At 60.9% G+C, this 17,829-nt stretch carries 12 protein-coding genes; 7 read left to right on the forward strand and 5 right to left on the reverse strand.

Annotation, left to right across the window (positions count from 1 at the left end; genetic code table 11):
* The first annotated feature begins 275 nt into the window (after positions 1–275).
* From P3F85_RS03645 to P3F85_RS03655, 3 genes are read left to right on the forward strand one after another with little or no spacing between them, the layout of a single operon-like run.
* A complete protein-coding gene (locus P3F85_RS03645) occupies positions 276–2,957 on the forward strand; it encodes a DNA methyltransferase (protein ID WP_374009894.1) in 2,682 nt (893 codons plus the stop codon).
* Entirely contained in the window at positions 2,954–4,921 is a 1,968-nt protein-coding gene (locus P3F85_RS03650) for a DEAD/DEAH box helicase (RefSeq protein WP_374009895.1), read from the forward strand. The genes P3F85_RS03645 and P3F85_RS03650 overlap by 4 nt, the downstream gene beginning before the upstream one ends.
* The gene (locus tag P3F85_RS03655; RefSeq protein ID WP_374009896.1) at positions 4,918–6,072 is read left to right on the forward strand and encodes a GIY-YIG nuclease family protein; all 1,155 of its coding nucleotides are present in this window, start codon (positions 4,918–4,920) and stop codon (positions 6,070–6,072) included. The genes P3F85_RS03650 and P3F85_RS03655 overlap by 4 nt, the downstream gene beginning before the upstream one ends.
* Positions 6,073–6,949: 877 nt before the next feature.
* Here P3F85_RS03655 and P3F85_RS03660 read toward each other — a convergent pair.
* Positions 6,950–7,753 (reverse strand): FRG domain-containing protein, encoded by an 804-nt coding sequence (locus tag P3F85_RS03660; protein ID WP_374009897.1) that lies wholly within the window; start codon positions 7,751–7,753, stop codon positions 6,950–6,952.
* A 205-nt stretch (positions 7,754–7,958) separates the two neighbouring features.
* Here P3F85_RS03660 and P3F85_RS03665 point away from each other — a divergent pair, with 205 nt between their 5' ends.
* The gene (locus P3F85_RS03665) at positions 7,959–8,597 is read left to right on the forward strand and encodes an undecaprenyl diphosphate synthase family protein (protein ID WP_374009898.1); all 639 of its coding nucleotides are present in this window, start codon (positions 7,959–7,961) and stop codon (positions 8,595–8,597) included.
* Here the strand turns inward: P3F85_RS03665 and P3F85_RS03670 are convergent, their stop codons facing one another.
* Positions 8,598–9,605: a glycosyltransferase gene (locus tag P3F85_RS03670; RefSeq protein ID WP_374009899.1), complete on the reverse strand. Its 1,008-nt coding sequence runs from the start codon at positions 9,603–9,605 to the stop codon at positions 8,598–8,600.
* Positions 9,602–11,428, reverse strand: coding sequence for an SIR2 family protein (locus P3F85_RS03675; RefSeq protein ID WP_374009900.1), 1,827 nt, complete (start codon positions 11,426–11,428; stop codon positions 9,602–9,604). Before P3F85_RS03675 ends, P3F85_RS03670 begins: the two co-directional genes overlap by 4 nt.
* Before the next feature lie 754 nt (positions 11,429–12,182).
* On the opposite strand from P3F85_RS03675, the gene P3F85_RS03680 reads away from it, so the two are divergent.
* Both P3F85_RS03680 and P3F85_RS03685 read left to right on the forward strand, forming a co-directional pair.
* Positions 12,183–13,349, forward strand: a complete 1,167-nt coding sequence (locus P3F85_RS03680; protein ID WP_374009901.1) for a ScyD/ScyE family protein — start codon at positions 12,183–12,185, stop codon at positions 13,347–13,349.
* Positions 13,350–13,475: 126 nt separating this feature from the next.
* Complete coding sequence (locus P3F85_RS03685) at positions 13,476–14,063, forward strand: DUF1349 domain-containing protein (protein WP_374009902.1); 588 nt, start codon at positions 13,476–13,478, stop codon at positions 14,061–14,063.
* A 75-nt stretch (positions 14,064–14,138) separates the two neighbouring features.
* Here P3F85_RS03685 and P3F85_RS03690 read toward each other — a convergent pair whose 3' ends face one another.
* Together P3F85_RS03690 and P3F85_RS03695 are read right to left on the reverse strand one after the other, a co-directional pair.
* Positions 14,139–15,272, reverse strand: coding sequence for a hypothetical protein (locus tag P3F85_RS03690; protein WP_374009903.1), 1,134 nt, complete (start codon positions 15,270–15,272; stop codon positions 14,139–14,141).
* Between the two features lie 134 nt (positions 15,273–15,406).
* Positions 15,407–16,003, reverse strand: coding sequence for a dihydrofolate reductase family protein (locus P3F85_RS03695; RefSeq protein WP_374009904.1), 597 nt, complete (start codon positions 16,001–16,003; stop codon positions 15,407–15,409).
* Positions 16,004–16,220: 217 nt separating this feature from the next.
* On the opposite strand from P3F85_RS03695, the gene P3F85_RS03700 reads away from it, so the two are divergent.
* The gene (locus P3F85_RS03700; RefSeq protein ID WP_374009905.1) at positions 16,221–17,804 is read left to right on the forward strand and encodes a phospholipase C; all 1,584 of its coding nucleotides are present in this window, start codon (positions 16,221–16,223) and stop codon (positions 17,802–17,804) included.
* The last annotated feature ends 25 nt before the right edge of the window (positions 17,805–17,829 follow it).

Below are 17,829 nucleotides of genomic sequence, written 5' to 3' on the forward strand. Positions count from 1 at the left end.
GCCGACGTTAGATGCGATCTCGCGAGGTGAGGGAAGAGGCCGACCACCGATAGGATCGGCTAGATCGGCTAGATCGGCTAGATCGGCCAGGATTGTCGAGAAGGGACAGCCGTGAACGTGTGGGGGTTCCTGACAGACGCTCCTCGGTGCATCCCTGACCCTACGCACGCCTACCGAATGTGTGAGTTGCCCATGTGCAGGCGCGCGAGGAGTCGCACCATTGCCACCTCGTTCGCAATCGCTCAGCACTCCTTCGGTGAGTCGGGTGTCAGGCCGTGACTCGGCTCAACCTAAAGTCGATCGAGGAACGGGTAAGGCCCCTCGGCGCGAGAACGCAGTACGATCGTGACTTCATTTTTGACCTTCTTGGCGCTTATGGGCGGTCGACTGCAAATATCACTCGGCTTCGTAACGGCTCAATTAACGTCGCGGACGACCCTGCGACGGAAGTCGCGCAAAAGGGCGTGCTCTACTTTAAAGCGGTTGAAGATAACCTGCTCGCCGTTATCGACGAACTGCGAAACTCGCCTGCAGTCGTTCGCTACAACACAAGGTTCGTAATAGTCACGGATTATGTCGATCTCTATGCAGTCGACACGAAAACAGGGGAGACCCTCGCTTCGCCCATCAGCGACGTGGAACGATATTTTACGTTCTTCCTTCCCTGGGCCGGCATGGAGAAAGCGCAGTATGTAGCCGAGGCTCACGCTGACGTAAAAGCCGCTGAGCGGATGGCGAAACTAGTCGACGAGCTAGTACTCGTGAACCCGGAACTGAATACAACGGAGACCGGGCGCCATGCCCTCAACGTGTTCTTCACGCGACTGTTGTTCTGCTTCTTCGCGGAGGACACCGGCATTTTCAAAGAAGGGCAGTTCACTGCGGCAGTTGCCGCTTTCACCCAGGCCGACGGGTCCGATGTGAGCGACTTCCTGGAAGCACTATTTCGTTCACTAGACACCGCGACGGCATCGGCAAAACCCAGCCACCTGTCCGAGTTTCCTTATGTGAACGGCCGGCTTTTCACTGTTCGAGATCACCAGACAGTGCCGGCTTTCAACAAGCGCGCACGAGATCTCCTCCTGGAAAGCGGTCGCCTTCTTTGGAGCGAGATCAACCCAGACATTTTTGGGTCAATGTTTCAAGCGGTCGTCACGCCCGGACAGCGAGCGAATCTTGGCCAGCATTACACCTCGGTGCCGAACATCCTGAAGACGATTGAGCCGCTGTTCCTGGACGAGCTCAAGGGGCAGTTTGACCAGGGCTTCGAGAGCATAACCAAGCTTGAGTCCCTGCTGAAGCGAATCGCACAGATAAAGATCTTCGACCCTGCCTGTGGCTCTGGCAACTTCTTAGTCATCGCCTACAAGGAGCTGCGCAAGCTCGAGCACGCGATCTTAGAGAGACTCCAATCACTACGGCGTGACAAATACACGCTGGACCTTCTCGGATCTCGAATCAGTATCGAGCATTTCTTCGGCCTGGAGATCGATGATTTTGCCGTAGAGGTTGCGGTGCTTTCGCTCTGGATCGCCAAGCACCAAATGAATGTCGAGTTCCGTGAGAAGTTCGGAATCGACCTCCCCCTAATCCCGCTCAAGGAATCCGGAAACATCTTTGCCGGGAACGCGATCGCCATTGACTGGGGCAGCGTGTGCCCCAACGATGGGTCCGAAGAGATTTACGTGATTGGAAATCCCCCATATCTCGGCAGCCGGAACCAATCCGCCGAGCACAAAAGGGATTTGAAGTCGGTGTCGCCGCGCTATAAGAGCCTCGATTACGTCAGTGCGTGGTTCATCAAGGGAGGCGACTACATTCGAGATACGAGGGCGCAGCTCGCACTCGTTGCGACGAATTCAGTCACCCAAGGTGAGCAGGTTGGGCTTCTGTGGCCCGGAGTCTTGTCGGAAACCTTGGAGATCGGTTACGCCTACACTTCGTTTCGTTGGTCGAACCAAGCAAAGAATGCCGCGGGTGTTACCTGTGTCGTCATCGGCCTTCGGAATATCAGCGATCGGCCCAAGTTCATCTTCTCCGACGAGATTCGGCACGAGGTCAGCCGGATAAATCCGTATCTGGCGGAAGGTCCAAACATTTGGATAGGTCGCCGTAGCACCCCGATCAGTTCAAACCTTCCTCGGCTCGGGTATGGTTCGATGCCTAATGACGGTGGGCATCTGCTACTCAGCGATTCAGAACGCGATGCCCTGATCAACTCCGACCCACTTGCACTGAAATTCCTCCGTGGGTACAGCGGCTCGGATGAGTACATCAAAGGCAAGACTCGTTGGTGTCTCGTGATTTCGGATGAAGATCTCGACGCCGCGCTAGAAATTGACGAAATCGCATTACGTCTTGACGGGGTGCGCGCTCACCGTGCGAATAGCACCGAAAAGTCCACACGCGCGCTAGCAGATACACCCCATCGCTTCTATTTTTTTGCGCATCAAAATACAGATTCGATCATCGTTCCAGCGACATCGTCGGAACGACGGGAGTACATCCCGATCGGCTATTTGGATGGTCGGACTGTCGTCTCCAACCTGGCCAATGCCGCCTACGGGGTCGATCCTTGGCTCTTCGGGATATTGACCTCGAGGATGCACATGGTCTGGACTCGGTCGGTCGCAGGTGCTCTCGAAACACGAATTCGCTACTCGGCAACCATCGTGTACAACAACTTCCCACTGCCACGGCTGGCCGCATTGGCGAGGGAGCAGCTTACCGAGGCTGCCCTTAGGGTTCTCGACGTTCGTGAATACCATTCCGAGCGGACGCTCGCCGAGCTGTATGACCGCGACATGATGCCGGAGGATTTGCGAGAGGCTCACCACGCCGTTGATGAATTGGTCGATTCGATCTATCGCAAGCGTGGATTTGCTAGCGATGAGGAGCGTCTCTCGCTTTTATTCGAAATGTACGAGGACAAGTTGGCCGAGGAGAGGCACAAGTGACTGCAATCGCGCAGCCCACAAATGTTGTTGACGTAACATACGCCCAAACCGGGGAGAGCGTCCATACCGACGCGTTAGGTATGCGCGAAATGCAGCGGCGCGTCTTCGCGCAGCGTCAGGCAAAGTACTTGTTGGTCAAAGCGCCGCCGGCTTCAGGTAAATCTCGTGCATTGATGTTTGTTGGCTTGGACAAGCTCTTCAATCAGGGACGGCGGAAAGTCATTGTCGCTGTCCCGGAGCGCTCCATCGGAGCATCGTTCGCATCGACGAACCTCACAAGGCACGGCTTCTTCGCAGATTGGGACATTGAGCCGCAACACAATCTTTGCACTCCGGGCACCCCGGCCGGAAAAGTCCAACAGTTCGTGGACTTTCTGCGCGGGCATGGCGCAACGCTGGTCTGCACCCACGCGACCTTGCGTTTTGCGTATGAGAGGCTGTCGCCGTCGGACTTCAACGGGACCGTACTCGCAATCGACGAGTTCCATCACGTGTCAGCGGACACGAGCAGCAACCGCCTGGGCGAGCTACTGCAGGGCGTAATGCAAGGATCAGATGCGCACATCGTCGCTATGACCGGTTCGTATTTCCGAGGCGACTCGGTTCCTGTCCTGCTGCCGGAGACGGAAGCAGAATTTACACCAGTCACGTTCAATTACTATGACCAGCTCAACGGCTACGAACATCTAAAGTCACTCGGAATCGGGCATCACTTTTATCAAGGGCGATACACAAGTGCTATCCACGAGATTCTTGATCTAGATAAGAAGACGCTTATCCACATCCCAAACGTCAATAGCGGTGAATCGACCAAGGACAAACTCGAAGAGGTCGGGATTATTATCGACGCGATTGGCGAGGTTGTCCCCACTGATGACATCGAGTCCAACATCATATTGGTTCGTCGCCGCGATAACGGCAACATTCTGAAGGTCGCCGATCTCGTGGATGACACGGACGAGGTGGCCCGTGCCGAAACGCTGCTCTACCTGACGACGGTTGCTTCGAAGGACCGCGATGGTATTGACATCATCATCGCCCTAGGAATGGCTAAGGAGGGTTTTGACTGGCCCTTTGCGGAGCATGCACTTACCGTCGGCTATCGGGCATCTCTGACAGAAGTCATCCAGATAATTGGACGCGTAACGCGGGACAGCCCTCTGAAAAGCCACGCACAGTTTACGAATTTGATAGCTCAACCTGATGCGACGACCGACGAGGTGAAACTCTCAGTCAACAACATGCTGAAGGCAATCACTGCCTCGCTCCTTATGGAACAAGTGCTTGCACCAAACTTCACTTTCAAGACGAAGACCAGCGACGACCCTCCACGACAAGGCGAGCTCCATATCCGAGGATTCAAAGAACCATCCACGGAGCGCGTCAAGCAGATCGTAGCCACTGATCTTAACGATCTGAAGGCGACCATTCTTCAGGACGACACCTTTGTCAAAGCCGCAGCGGGAAGCCTCGACCCAGAAGTGACGAACAAGGTTCTGATCCCGAAGATCATCCGCGAGCGGTATCCCGATCTGGACGAAATGGAGGTGGAGGAGCTCCGGCAGCAAGTCGTCGTTGATTCGGTCATCAAGAACGGCGAGGTCAAGCCGGTCGGCAACAAACAGTTCATCCTGATGTCCGATAAATTTGTCAACATCGACGACATTGACATCAACCTGATCGACAAAGTCAATCCGTTCCAGAGGGCATTTGAGGTGCTGTCGAAGTCGGTAACCCCTCAGGTTCTGCGCATCATCCAGGACACAATCGCAACTACGCGCATAGCGATTACTGAAGAAGAAGCGCTCGCGCTTTGGCCCAAAATCCAGCAATTCAACAAGACCCACCGACGTGCGCCCGATATTCGCAGCGCCGATGCCACGGAGAAGCGTTATGGTGAGGCACTCCTCTTCTTGAGGAAGAAAAAGCAAGAACGCGACGCGCAGAATCTTCATCAACCATGAGTGACTCGGTTTACCAGAGTATTTTTGACTCGGATGATGACGGCCTGCTCGAAACTCCTGTCAAGCCGGCACGAATTTCATCGTCCGACAGGCTAGAGCGGTCCTTCCTTGAAATCGTCGAGTTCTACCGAGCACATCGCCGCACACCAGACTCGAATACGCGGCAAATTGCAGAACGCAAGCTCGGCGCTCGCCTAGACGGAATCCTGGCTGACGAACGAAAGGTCGCCGCGCTGCGACCACTTGACGAATATGGACTTCTTTTGGAGCCTACGGCGCCGGAGTCGATTGAAGAGTTGCTAGACAGCGACGACTTGGGGCTGCTCGAAGACGAATCAGGTTTGCTCGATACGAGTGATCTTCCTGTCCGGGCGCGACGGCTCGACCCCGATGAGGTCGCCCAGCGAGTGAAGTGCCTCGACTTTGACAAGTTCGAGCCGTTGTTTGTTCAGAAGCACTCGGAGCTCGCGAGCGGTGCCGCCAAACTCGTACCATTCAAGGGCGAGCCGACCCTTGAACCGGGAGCATTCTTCGTAATGGCGGGTGTAATGCTCTTTGTTGCCGAGGTAGGCGAGGAGCAATCAGTCCCCGGAATTCGGACCAGATACAAGCGGCGCACTCGGACGATTTTCGAGAATGGCACCGAGTCCCATTTGTTCCGCCGTTCACTCGCAGGTCAGCTTTACGAGCACGAGGGCTATGCGGTTCTGGATGCCGAATTCAGCGAACTTTTCCCCGACGACAAGCTTTCTGGGTATGTCTATGTTCTGAAGTCGCTCAGCGAGGACCCGCAGATCTCGTCATTCAAGAACTTACACAAGATCGGGTTCTCCCGCGGTCCAGTCGAACAGCGGATTGCCAACGCCAAGAACGATCCCACGTATCTCATGGCGCCGGTCAAGATCGAGGCTAGCTACCGAACGTACAACATGAAAACGGCGGCCTTAGAGCATTTGCTACATCGCGTCTTTGCCGACGTCCGGCTGGATGCGTCGCAGATCGGGCCGCAAGGAGTAAAGCACGACCCCGCAGAGTGGTTCGATGTGCCCCTGGTCGTTATCAATCGCGCTATTGCGATGATCACGTCAGGGGAGATCGTCGATTACGTTTACGAACCGGAACGACAAGCACTGGTCCCTCGAGATGATTGAAGCTCATTCCAACAGCCAAGAGCGCACGGCATACTTGCTCGTCCTCGGTGAGCGTGAGGCGATCTCCTGGGTGCTTAATAATCAGCGAATGGCATTTCCGTCCACGCCGAGGCGTGAAGTTGCAGCCCTAAAAGAAGGCGACGAGCTATTCCTGTTGACTACACGAGGAGCCTTTCACAACCCCACGATTGATCGCACGCGGGTCATAGGCCGAGCAGACGTAGAGAGCCCACTTCGTCAGTTGGACGGGCCCACCGAAATCGCTGGTCGCGAGTTTGTCAGCGAGTGCAACATCAAGATTCTGGGCCTTGCACCTCGCCGAGCGGGCGTCGAAATTGCTCCCCTGGCGCCGGTCTTGGAGACATTCAAAAACAGCGCAGCGTGGGGGATGCTGCTGAGGCGCCCGCTTCTGGAGTTGACTCGGTCAGATGCGTCTTTGCTCGCAAGAGAGCTCGAACCTTACATTCGGGATTACGTTGACACCGTCTCGACCTATGCGATCGACCCGTTGGATAAGCACGCTCCCAGGCCGCGGGCCACTCAAGCTTGACGGGGCAACGTCTTCAGCGCCATCGTGAGATAGTCCTAGTCGGAAATCGTCAGAGATGTGCTGACGCAGAATCTTGGGCGATGGATTGAGACGTCCCAGGCACAGGGTGATTCGCGATCTCGCTTTTGCCCACAACTGAGTGAGTTCCATGCAATGTCAGCCACCGCAGAGGGTCGAAAAGCGCGGCATTCTGCCGATTCTTGAAGCAAGAGAACGACACTTAAAGGGTGGACGTAGTTTGCACAGAGCTTCGAAAGTGTCGAATCGGGGTTGTTGGTCGCCGGCACCGAGGCGGCTCTATTGCCCGACTGCTGTTCCCTCGTTTTTCTAAGGGAGGAGCCATTCTCTCTGGGGAGACGAGTAGTACCTAGTCAGCCAGGTGGCCAGCCCGTCCAGCCCTGGATATATCACGCGTTCGTTAATGTTGGCCTTGTCCAGCTTCTCACGTACTTCAGCTCGAAGACCTATCGGAATTTCGATCTTCACCGCCACTGGCTCGAGGAAAGTTTCCAGCCATGAGTCGAGCGATATCGACGAAGAGGAGAAGGCGGTCAGGCCCGCATATTGGTTGACGATTCGGTCGTCCATCGATGGAGGCTCGAGGGTGATTAGGTACGCGTCATCGAACTCCTGACCGCCCGCAGGGTCTACATCGACTTTGCCTCGATCAAGCATTTCCGTGGTGAAGGCGGTGGCACCGTCCTTGAGATGACCACGAAGGTCAGATGGCAAGCGCTCGTGGGCTCGCACATAGTCAAGGCACCAAACCACGCTAGATCCCCTGTATGTCATGTCTGCGGTCGCGAAATGCAACGCAACCAGCGGACTATACGTCCAGTCGAGCAGCCGCGTAGGTAGGCCGTGATGTTGAGCTAACGCTAGCCATTCCCAGCGGTGGCCCCGTGGTATGTCGGCCGAGCGAGAGTACTTCTGGAAGTTTCGGAGGAGATCCCGCTCCCGTGGAAACAGCCGATGGCGCTCCAGCGAGGATTGCAGAGGCCAGGAGATATCCTTCATACCTCGGTGAATCAACGCGGAGTGATACGGGTTGGCGTGCTCTGGCCAAGGATCATCGAACAAGAGATTCTGAAGTTCGTTCCAGCTAGCCGGCGTTCGTGTCTCGATGGCCATTTGGGCAGCCTACTAGTGCAACTTGCTTCATGAGAATTGCTCGACAATTCCGCCATCGTGTAGACGTCATCTGGTGGCCCAGCGGGACGGCTTCAGTATTCGTGAAGCGAGTTCACACTCCCAGCGCGCGCGGGTCTGTCGAAGCGCACTACGATTCGGACCAACGGTCCCGTGAACCTACTACCGATTGCGAGCACGGATGCACGTGGGGTTAATTGTCGACGGCGCTCGCCGCTGGGCACGCGCGAACAGAATCGGCTTGAAAAGCGCATACGACCGCGCGTTCGCTTCAGTAGAGGTGCTCGTGCGAAATCTCTTCGAAAATGACGTTTCGGAGATCTCGCTCTACCTGCTAAGCCGCGACAACCTGAAGCGATCCGCCAGCGATCTTGAGGCAGTCTTCGCCGCGAGCGCTTCGTTCGTCGACGGCGCTCTGCTTGACCTGAGTCGGGAATTGGGTGTTGGAATCAAGATAGCCGGAGACCCGACTTCAGTCTCTACGGCCTATCAAGCCTCGCTTCGTAAGGCGGAGCAGGAGACTCGCCATCTCACAGGCCGACAACTGTATTTGCTAGTTGCATATAGCCCAGCTGAAGAGCTCGCCGATCGTGGTGGTCCGCATCTGACGACGATGGACAGTCTTATTTCGAACCTCTGGGTCCCCTCGCGGGTGGACCTGGTCATCCGGACGGGTGGTGCTGCGCTATTGAGCGATTTTCTACCGCTGCAATGCGGATATGCGCGCATCTGGTGGACACCGAAGTCGTTCGTGGATCTCGCGTGGGATGACATTGAAAATGAGGTTCAGGATGTGAAACGAACTGAGCAACTTCGAGGTCGCTGATCATGACAGCAGATCGACGAGCCGTCGCGAGGTAGCCTCTGCAGACTGAGTACTCTTCGCAAGACAGCGCCCGTTCACAGCGAGCTGGCGTATTGAGGAGTCGTCCGCGGCCGCCAGCTCCACGATGCATCCCAGGTTTGACATCGACAGGTCCAGGGCGAACGACGTCTCGCCCGGGCGCGCCAACGGGCGGTGTCCCGTAATATCCGTCGCCGCGATGGGGGCGCCCGCCGCCAATGCTTCGGCCAACGCCTGAGGAAAGTAGTCTGTGCGCGCGGGGAATATTACGAGATCGGCGCTGCCTAGAAAGCGTGCCCTGCTTTCCTCTGCCATCAAATGCACAGTGCGGATGGCCTGCGGAAATTGTTCTTCCGCCTCAAGAATCTCCGTCTCGGCTGTGGAGCCGCCGCTCATTCCGCGGCCAGCCATCACTAATGGCAACCCCGCAACCGGAAAGACTTCGTCCACCCAGGCGCGAGCCAGTACTGCGGCTCCTTTTGATTCGGAGAATCGGCCCAAGTATGCGGCATACGGGGTGACAGCCTCATGTTTGGCTCGAAAAAAGACATCCGGAATCGCGAGGGAAACGACATCTATCCGTGCCGAAGGAAGGATAGATTGCGCTGAGCCGCGCGCGAACTCGTTCAAGAGCCACGCTTCACGGATCGCCTCCAGTCGGACCAGGCCGGCTGCCGAGTTTTCCATGCTGTGCGCCGACCGCTCCCAGAGCAAAATCACACGGCCGTCGTGATCCCGAATGGCGTCGACGACTTCCTGTGCAAATTCGGCCGGCGAAGGCAGGCCGAGGACCACAACGGTCGCCGAGCGGAGACTCGCGGCGCGTAGGCCCGCATGAACATGCGAGACCCCACCGCCACGAGCGTCGGGAACAACCAACTGCGCCGCGACGCCATCATGTCTCAGTGCCAAGGTCCATCGTTGCGCCAGAATCTCAACCCCGGAGCGGTCGAGAGTATCCGCCGGAATGAGCAGCACGTCGGATGTCACGAGATCCCTCTAGATGTGCGCTCGCGCTCGTCTATGTAGTGCAGGAGCGACCGCGTCCATTTCGCCTGGATCGCGGAGAGCGCGGATCTGTCGATCGGCACTACTTCTCCTAGGCGATCGCCCAGACCAAGAAAAGTGAGGATCAAGGTTGGATCCTCCTGACTTCCCGCTATCTGCAGCCCTCGACGAAATAGGCGACGGGCTTCAGCCTCGTTACCGGCCGCGTGCTGGCGATTCGAAGCGTCCCTGAAGGCAATGGCCACGCCGAGACTGTGTCCCAAGAAATCATGGATCTCTTGGAGGGCGTCCGGAACATTAAGCCCGAGCCGCGACAAGTATCGCGAACAATTCCCGGCTCCCTCGGCGTAGCCGGTTCGGACACAGGCCAGAGAGATTCGCAACCAGATCTTTCCGAGCACGAGTCGCACGGCTGCTGGGTGCCCCCCGGAAGTACTGGATAGAGCGAGCTGAAAGGCCAGAGCGACTCTGATCGCGTGCTCCAAGTACCCCTCTGTGAACGGAGTCCTGATTGGTTCAGGGATGCTGTAACGCCTGCAATATGACCCTCGATTTAGGAGAAGTAGCGCCGAAGCTGCGGCAGCACGAACGAAGACCGACACCTTGTTCAAAGGTAGGGGGAGGCCGCCAGGCGGAACACGTTGCCTGACTGCGGCCACCGCCATGGAAAACTGCAGCAGCGCCCGTTCTGGTCCTGCCGCTTGGCCCAATCGACTAGCAGCCAACCTGTGCGAATCGACGAACCGCCCTTTCTCCCAAAGTGCCTTTGCGCTCAGCCGTGTGCGCTCGGTTTCAAGTAGCCCCTCAACAGGCGGCCCCTCCAGTACTCGGATCGCGTGATTAGACATGCCCGAATTGATAAGCAGCTCCGCCAGAACCAGCCGTCTCTTGGTTGAATCTGAGCAGCGATCTGCAACGCGTTGAATGTGTGCCTCCGCTTCGGAATGCACCGCGGTGGAATCAGCGCTCGTATCTCTCTTGGTCGCTTCCTCTACTAGGCGCTCCAAGGTCCCACCCACCTGGCGGGCATACAAGCGACCGATCGTGTCGAACGATCCGGTGGCCCGCTGCGGCGCCGTGCTCAAGAGCTGGGAACGATGCTCGGGGGGAAAGTTCAGGTCGACCCAAATCGGGCTCTTCGCGGTCGTCACGCCTGCCACATGCGGAAAGAGATCCAGATCGCGGCCCGAGTAGCCGGCCAGAACGAGTCGCGCATCGTCCGAAAGTGCCCGACGAATCGCTTCACGCACACCGACTTGTGGAGTCGTCAGTGTTCGCACGCTGGAGAAGACTGAGCCAATCTCTTCCGCCGTTCCATGAAGCTTCCACAGATTTACGACACCCTGTTGCGCGGGGGCGGGCGAAAATCCATGTCCCGGCCATGCGACGTCTCGCACTACCTTGAGGCCTAGAACGGCAGCTGCCTCTTCCAAGAAGTTGTCAAAATTCGGGGTGAGAATCGGCTTGCCACATCCTGCAGCGACGTGAACCGCTGTCAGCTGACCGGCATTCGGGCCCAGGCTCGAATGGGAGCGCCACAGCTCGAGAGCCGACCAGACATCGTAGACACCGCTGCCGAAGTACCGTTCGCACACCCCGTAAACGAACTCCGGGAGCGGCCAACGGTCGAGCAATTCACTTAGGACGCCGTCGGGAACCAAGCCCCGGGCGAGACGGCGAATGAAAACCTGGAGGATCCAAGCGGCAGATGGTTGACTACTCGGGGAGGGGATAGAGATGCCGGAGCCCAAGAATAGGACGCAGGGTTCGACGCGTAACGCCGATGCGACATCTGACAGTTGCATGAAGCGAAGAATACCGGCGTGCTGCAGGGCTGCCCGCCGGCAAGGCTTGGGGTGACTTCCTCCTCCACCGATGCCGGAACAGTTTTTGCCCACAATTTGCCCACAATCGAGTGAATTCCTAGGTGATCGCAGTCATCTCCAGGAGGCCAAAAAACGCGGAATTCCGCGGGTTTTGCCATCACGAGAACGACGCTTAAGGGGCGGTCGCAGTTTTCGAGTCCCTCCAGGGGCACCATTAGGAGCCAGTGGAATTCAGCGTCCGCCCACACGATGGCGCCGGCCACGACGACGGCCGTCGTCAGGATGCCCGCAAGCACGAGAAAGCCAATTCCGTCACCGCGAGGTTACTCCGATCCGTCCACGTTGCCAGCCTCATGACGCTCGCGGAGCGACGGGGGTGCCGGATGCTGCAGAAGCCTCGGACACGGTGGCGCATTACACCCCTAGGGGTGAGGCCCGGCTGCTTCATTGGTGATTGCGTGGAGTCGTCGACGATTCCACCGGCAAGGCGCGTCGCTGACTTCGTCCGGCTCGTGATCGCCGCCATTCCGTGGCTGGTGCGGATGCTTACAGGCAGCCGGCGCGTGTGAGAAAGGGCTAGGGGAAGCCCTTGGGGAAAGCCGGCCGGCGGTGGCGGGTGGACGGGTGTCCGCCCGCCATCACCTCTCTAGCCTCGCCCCCGTTCGCGGTGCTAAATTCGCGCGTGTTGTGGGGGGAGACGTGGCCGTATCGCCGATGATAGGGAGTCATGTCGATGAGGACATCGAATATCGCCGTCCGTGTGGGTGCGCCCGCACTGCTCGTCGCGGCGCTGATCGCCGCCGGCGCCACCTCCGCGCAGGCGACCACCGGTGCGCACCACAGGCCGCCGGGGGGCACGGTTCAGGTGGTCGTCTCGGGTCTGGACAATCCGCGCGGGCTGACGTTCGGGACGGGCGGTCAGCTTATGATCGCCGAAGCCGGGCACGGCGGCTCGCAGCCGCTGGGCGGCGGACCTGAAGGCGACCAGTACGGAGGCCTCACCGGGCAACTCGGCGTGTGGGCCAACGGCGTGCTGACGCATCCCGTCACCGGGCTGTTCTCGGCGGCCGACCAATCCGGAATCGGCGCGGAAGGTCTCGTCTCGGTGGATGCGCAGGGCCGCTGGGTCACCGGGCAGATCGCGCTGAACACCTCGCCGATCCCGCCGGTTCCGCCGGGGAACCCGATCGTGGACGCGGCACGGGCGCAGCTCGGGCGCACGATCGCGATCGACCCGCGCTCGGGCACGTGGTCGCCGATCGCCGCGACGGGTGACGCCGACTACGCATGGACGGCGGCGCACAAAGAGCTGGTCCCGGACCAGTTCCCCGACGCCAACCCGAACAGCGTGATCGTCGTCGGCGACACGCGCTACGTCGCGGATGCCGGCGCGAACATCCTCGCGAGGGTGAACAGGAACGGTTCGGTCTCGACCGTGGCGTTCATGGGAGTCCCGGCCGGGTCGGTCACGGACAGCGTGAGCACGTGCGTCGCGAAGGCGCGCGACGGATCCTTCTACGTGACGGAGCTGCTCGGGGGCAGCTATGCGCCGGGCGGGGCTCGCGTCTGGCAGGTCTGGCCAAACGGCGCCGCACGAGTCAAGTGGACGGGCTTCAGCACCATCCAGGGATGCGGGTTCGACGGTTCCGGCAACTTCTACGTGACGGAGTTCCAGGTCAACGGCCTCAATCCGGGGCCCGGCGGCAACCCCGCCGGAGACCTGGTCAAGATCAGTCCCACCGGCCAGCGGACCACCTACGGGACCGGGCAGCTGTTCTTCCCGTCCGGCTTCGCCTTCCGGGGCGGCAGCGCCTACGTGTCCAACTGGTCGATCATGCCCGCGACGGGAGGCCCGAACGGCGTGAGCGGACAGGTGGTGCGCATCGACGTCGGCGAGTGACAGCGCGAGGGGCGCACCGTCCGGGAGGACGGGGCGCCCCTCCACGCAACCGGGCGCCGGGATACGTACACCGGCCCGCATGCCGCCAGGCCGGTCGGTCATCGACCGACCGATACATTCGACGGTATGACTGACATCGACTGGAACTCCGGCACCTGGACGACCGAGCCCGCCCGAGTGGTGGTGGGCGACGACGGAATGCGCGTCACGGCTATAGAGGGGAGCGACGCATGGCGCATCACCTCCTACGGTTTCGTACACGACACTGAGCACGCGCTCCTCACGTCGTTCGACCGGGACACCGCGATGGAGGTGTCGTTTCTGCTCGACTTCACCGCTCAGTTCGACCAGGCCGGCATCTTCGTCAAGGTCGACGACAGCACCTGGATCAAGGCGGGCGTGGAGCGCAGCGACGGCGAGGACAGCCTCGGCGCGGTCGTTACCCGCGGCGTTTCCGACTGGTCGCTGTCGCCGGTGCCCGGCTGGCACGGTCGGCTCGTCACGATCCGTGCCAGTCGGTCCGGTGACGCCCTTACCGTCCGCGCCCGAGTGGACGACGAACCGTGGCGCCTTGTGCGGGTGGCGCCACTCGACCCCGATGCCGTGGTGACAGCAGGCCCGCTGTGCTGTGCGCCGTCACGCGCCGACCTGACCGTCCTCTTCACCGGCTGGCGGCTCGGACCGGCGGACGCGAGCCTGCACCCGGACGACTGAGTCGAGAGCGGGATTTCGATCGCCGCGTCGCGCCGCGCTTGATGCGAGTGACGACCCACGTCGACGGACGCCGGCTCAGGGTAGCCAGCGCAGCTCGATGATCTGGTGCGCGTCGCTCAGGTAGAAGATGTTCTGGCTGCCGTTGTCCACCTCGACGAACCCGGCGGGATCGCCCACCGCGGCCGGTGCGCCGAGGCGGCTGCCGATGTCGTTGACGTGCCAGCCGCCGGCGCTCCACCACAGCTCGTGGATCATCGCGTCGGTGCCGGTGTAGAACACGTGCTGCGTGGCCAGGGGCTGGAACAGTCCCGACTCGAACGCGTAGCAGGCCAGCCCTCCGCCGAGTTGCGCGGGCGTCGGTGCCGATGCGGCGGCGCTCAGGTCGTTGTGGTGCCAGCCGTCGAGACTCCACCAGAGTTCGTGGATGTGTCCATCGACGCCGACGTAGTCCACGTGCTGGCTTCCCTCGCCACGGAACACGTAGCCGTGCACGGTCTCGGAGTCGGAGATGCCGGGCGCGCCCGTCGCCGCCATGAGGTCCCCCCAGTGCCATCCCGTCGAATCGGCCCAGTACTCGAGGATGTGGCCGCCGCCGGGGACCTCGCTGTCGGTGTGCACGAGGACGTGGGCCGTGCCCTGGCTCTCGAACGAGTAGCCGGTCGGCGCGGAGATGACGGCGCAGAGCGGTGCGCCGGTGGCGGCGCTGAGGTCGAGGTGATGCCAGCCGTTCCCCGCATTGCGGAGCTCGTGGACGTGGCGGTCCCGGCCCTGATAGACCACCCGCTGTGACCCGTCGTAGTACGTCTCGTATCCGAACGGCTGCGTCAGGGTGAGTGGCGCGTTCGCTGCGTTGGTGAGGTCGTTGGCGTTCCAGCCGTCGTCCTCGGTGTACCAGAGCTCGTGCACGTGACCGTCGAACTGGAGTCCTTGGTAGACGACGTGCTGAGAGCCTTGGTGAGCCCAGATGTAGCCGGATGCGGTGGTCGCGACCTCGGCTCCTCCGGCCTCCGCGACGAGGTTCTTGACGTTCCAGTCGTCGCTCTGGCTGCAGTACAGCTCGTACAGCTGGCCGTCATCGCCGTCTCTGTACGAGAAGCCCTGGTAGACGACGTGCCGGGTGTACTGCGCGAACAGCCACGCGGTCGGCCGGTACACCGCGAGCCCCGCACCCGCGGTCGACGTCGTCAGATTCTTGAGTCTCCATCCCATGATGCCGTTCCCCTCGATCGACGCCTTCAGGGTACGGCCGGGACCGTCTCCCGTGGCCCCCGAACCTGGCGGTGGGGTGCTCGCGCAGCGGCGGACGTCACGAAGTGCGGCCGACACGCCGACCACACCGCCGCTCACGCGTAGTTCGGGCGACCGCCGACCTCGTACGTCAGCGCCACGATCCCCGTGGGGAAGACGCGCGAGTCGAGCAGCGTCAGCGCGAAGTCGCGGCCGGTGCGGGGAAGGAACGGCTCGCCCTGCCCGACGATGACGGGGAACTGGATCAGGTTCAGCTCGTCGACGAGCTCGTTCTCGAGGAGCCAGCGCGCCAGGGCGGCGCTCCCCACGACGAGAAGTTCTCCGTCGGAGCCCGCCTTCAGCGAGCGGATGCGGCCCGCGACGTCGCCCGAGATCACGGCCGTGTTCTCCCAGGCCGGGTCGCTCAGGGTGTCCGACACGACGTACTTGGGTTTCGAGCTGATCGCCTCGCCGAATCCGCCGTCGTCGTGGCGCGCGCCCCAGTAGGTCTCGAACAGGTCGTACGTCTTCCGCCCGAGGAGGAAGGCATCCGGTCGCCGCCAGGTGTCGAGGATGTAGCCGGCGGCCTCCGGGTCACCGAGGCCGGTCGCCCAACCGCCTCGGGTGAATCCCGGGTCCAACTCGTCGTTGTTGCCGCCGTTCGCCTGGGCGACGCCGTCGAGGGTGACCTGCATGCTGACAGTGAGTTTCATGGCGCGTTCCTCTCCATCGCCGGCACAAACTGGGCCGACTGTAGCAGCCCGTGCTTGTTGCCGATAAGCCTCAGGCAGTCACCCGGAGGGGGAGTGTTCACCTGACGCTCACCGCGTCGTCACCGGAAGCCTCTGGCACCCGTTCGGGGGCGGTGGGACAGTGGGAGTCGGTCGCGAGACTCGCCCGTGACCGCCGACTCGCCGAGGAGTATGCCTGGTGTTCACACTCAAGATCCAGCACGCAGCGGTTGCCGTGGGTGCAGCCGCTCTCGTCGCTGCCGGGGCCGTCGCTCCGGCGGTCGCATCCGCTCATTCGGATGACGGCGGCCGTCCGCCCGCCAGCGCGACGACGACGCCGATCAAGCACGTCGTCGTCATCTTCCAGGAGAACGTGTCGTTCGACCACTACTTCGCCACGTACCCGAACGCCGCGAACCTGGCGGGGGAGACGCGATTCGCCGCGTCCGCGAACACTCCGACGGTCAACGGGCTGAACGATCCGCTGCAGGCACCCAACAACCCGAACTCGGTCCAGCCGTTCCGGCTCAGCCCGAGCCAGGCGCAGACCTGCGACCAGGACCACACCTACACGGATGAGCAGAAGGCGTTCGACTCAGGGCTCATGGACAAGTTCGTGGAGACGGTCGGCCGCGGCGCCGGCACCTGCGTCGACTACGGCAAGGGGCCGGGCCTGGTCATGGGGTACTACGACGGGAACACCGTCACCGGCCTCTGGAACTATGCGCAGCACTTCGCGATGAGCGACAACTCGTACAACACGACCTTCGGTCCCTCGACTCCCGGAGCTCTCAACCTGGTGTCGGGACAGACCCACGGGTTCGCCACCACCTCTCCCGCGGTGACCGCGAATGCCACCATCATCGGGGATCCGCAGCCGGCTGGCGACAAGTGCGACACGCGCGACACCACGACCTCGACGGATACGAAGAACAAGAACGTCGGCGACCTCCTGAATGCGAAGAACGTGAGCTGGGGATGGTTCCAGGGCGGGTTCCGGGACTGCGCCGCCACGAGCACCACGACGGTCGGTACGCCGGTGACGTCGAAGTCCTACATCCCGCACCACGAGCCGTTCCAGTACTACGCCAGCACGGCCAACCTGCAGCACACGCCGCCGGCGTCGGTCGCCGAGATCGGCCACAACGGTCCGGCCAACCACCAGTACGACCTGACCGACTTCTGGTCCGCGGTGAACGCGAAGAGCATGCCCGCCGTCAGCTTCCTCAAGGCGCCGGCCGCGCAGGACGGCCACGCCGGCTACTCGAACCCGATCGACGAGCAGGCCTTCTTGGTCGACACGATCAACAAGCTCCAGAAGACGCAGGACTGGAAGAGCACCGCGGTGATCCTCGCCTACGACGACAGCGACGGCTGGTACGACCACCAGATGAGCCCGATCGTGAACCAGTCCAACGACCCCACGGTGGATGCGGTGGCCGGCGGCACGAACTGCGGCACTAACCCGGCGAAGATCCTCGGGGGCTACCAGGACCGCTGCGGCTACGGCCCGCGACTGCCGCTGCTGGTGATCTCGCCCTACGCCAAGAGCAACTTCGTCGACCACACCACAACGGACCAGACCTCGATCCTTCGCTTCATCGAGGACAACTGGGGCACGGGCCGGATCGGGAACGCCTCGTTCGATCAGAAGGCGGGCTCGCTGAACAACATGTTCTCCTTCTCCGGACACGGCGACGGGCACGGCGACGGCGACCACGGCCGCGACGGATCCGGGACGCTGTTCCTCGACCCGAAGACCGGACAGCCCGTGAAGGGCTGATCAGGAGCGGGCGACGACGACTCGC

Source organism: Leifsonia sp. T36S-04, assembly GCF_042465655.1.
Lineage (GTDB): Bacteria > Actinomycetota > Actinomycetes > Actinomycetales > Microbacteriaceae > Leifsonia.

Coding starts and splice junctions, on each gene's coding strand:
- P3F85_RS03655 (WP_374009896.1), top strand. CDS start 4,918: ATGAGTGACTCGGTTTACCAGAGTATTTTTGACTCGGATGATGACGGC.
- P3F85_RS03660 (WP_374009897.1), bottom strand. CDS start 7,753: ATGGCCATCGAGACACGAACGCCGGCTAGCTGGAACGAACTTCAGAAT.
- P3F85_RS03675 (WP_374009900.1), bottom strand. CDS start 11,428: ATGCAACTGTCAGATGTCGCATCGGCGTTACGCGTCGAACCCTGCGTC.
- P3F85_RS03680 (WP_374009901.1), top strand. CDS start 12,183: ATGAGGACATCGAATATCGCCGTCCGTGTGGGTGCGCCCGCACTGCTC.
- P3F85_RS03685 (WP_374009902.1), top strand. CDS start 13,476: ATGACTGACATCGACTGGAACTCCGGCACCTGGACGACCGAGCCCGCC.
- P3F85_RS03690 (WP_374009903.1), bottom strand. CDS start 15,272: ATGGGATGGAGACTCAAGAATCTGACGACGTCGACCGCGGGTGCGGGG.
- P3F85_RS03695 (WP_374009904.1), bottom strand. CDS start 16,003: ATGAAACTCACTGTCAGCATGCAGGTCACCCTCGACGGCGTCGCCCAG.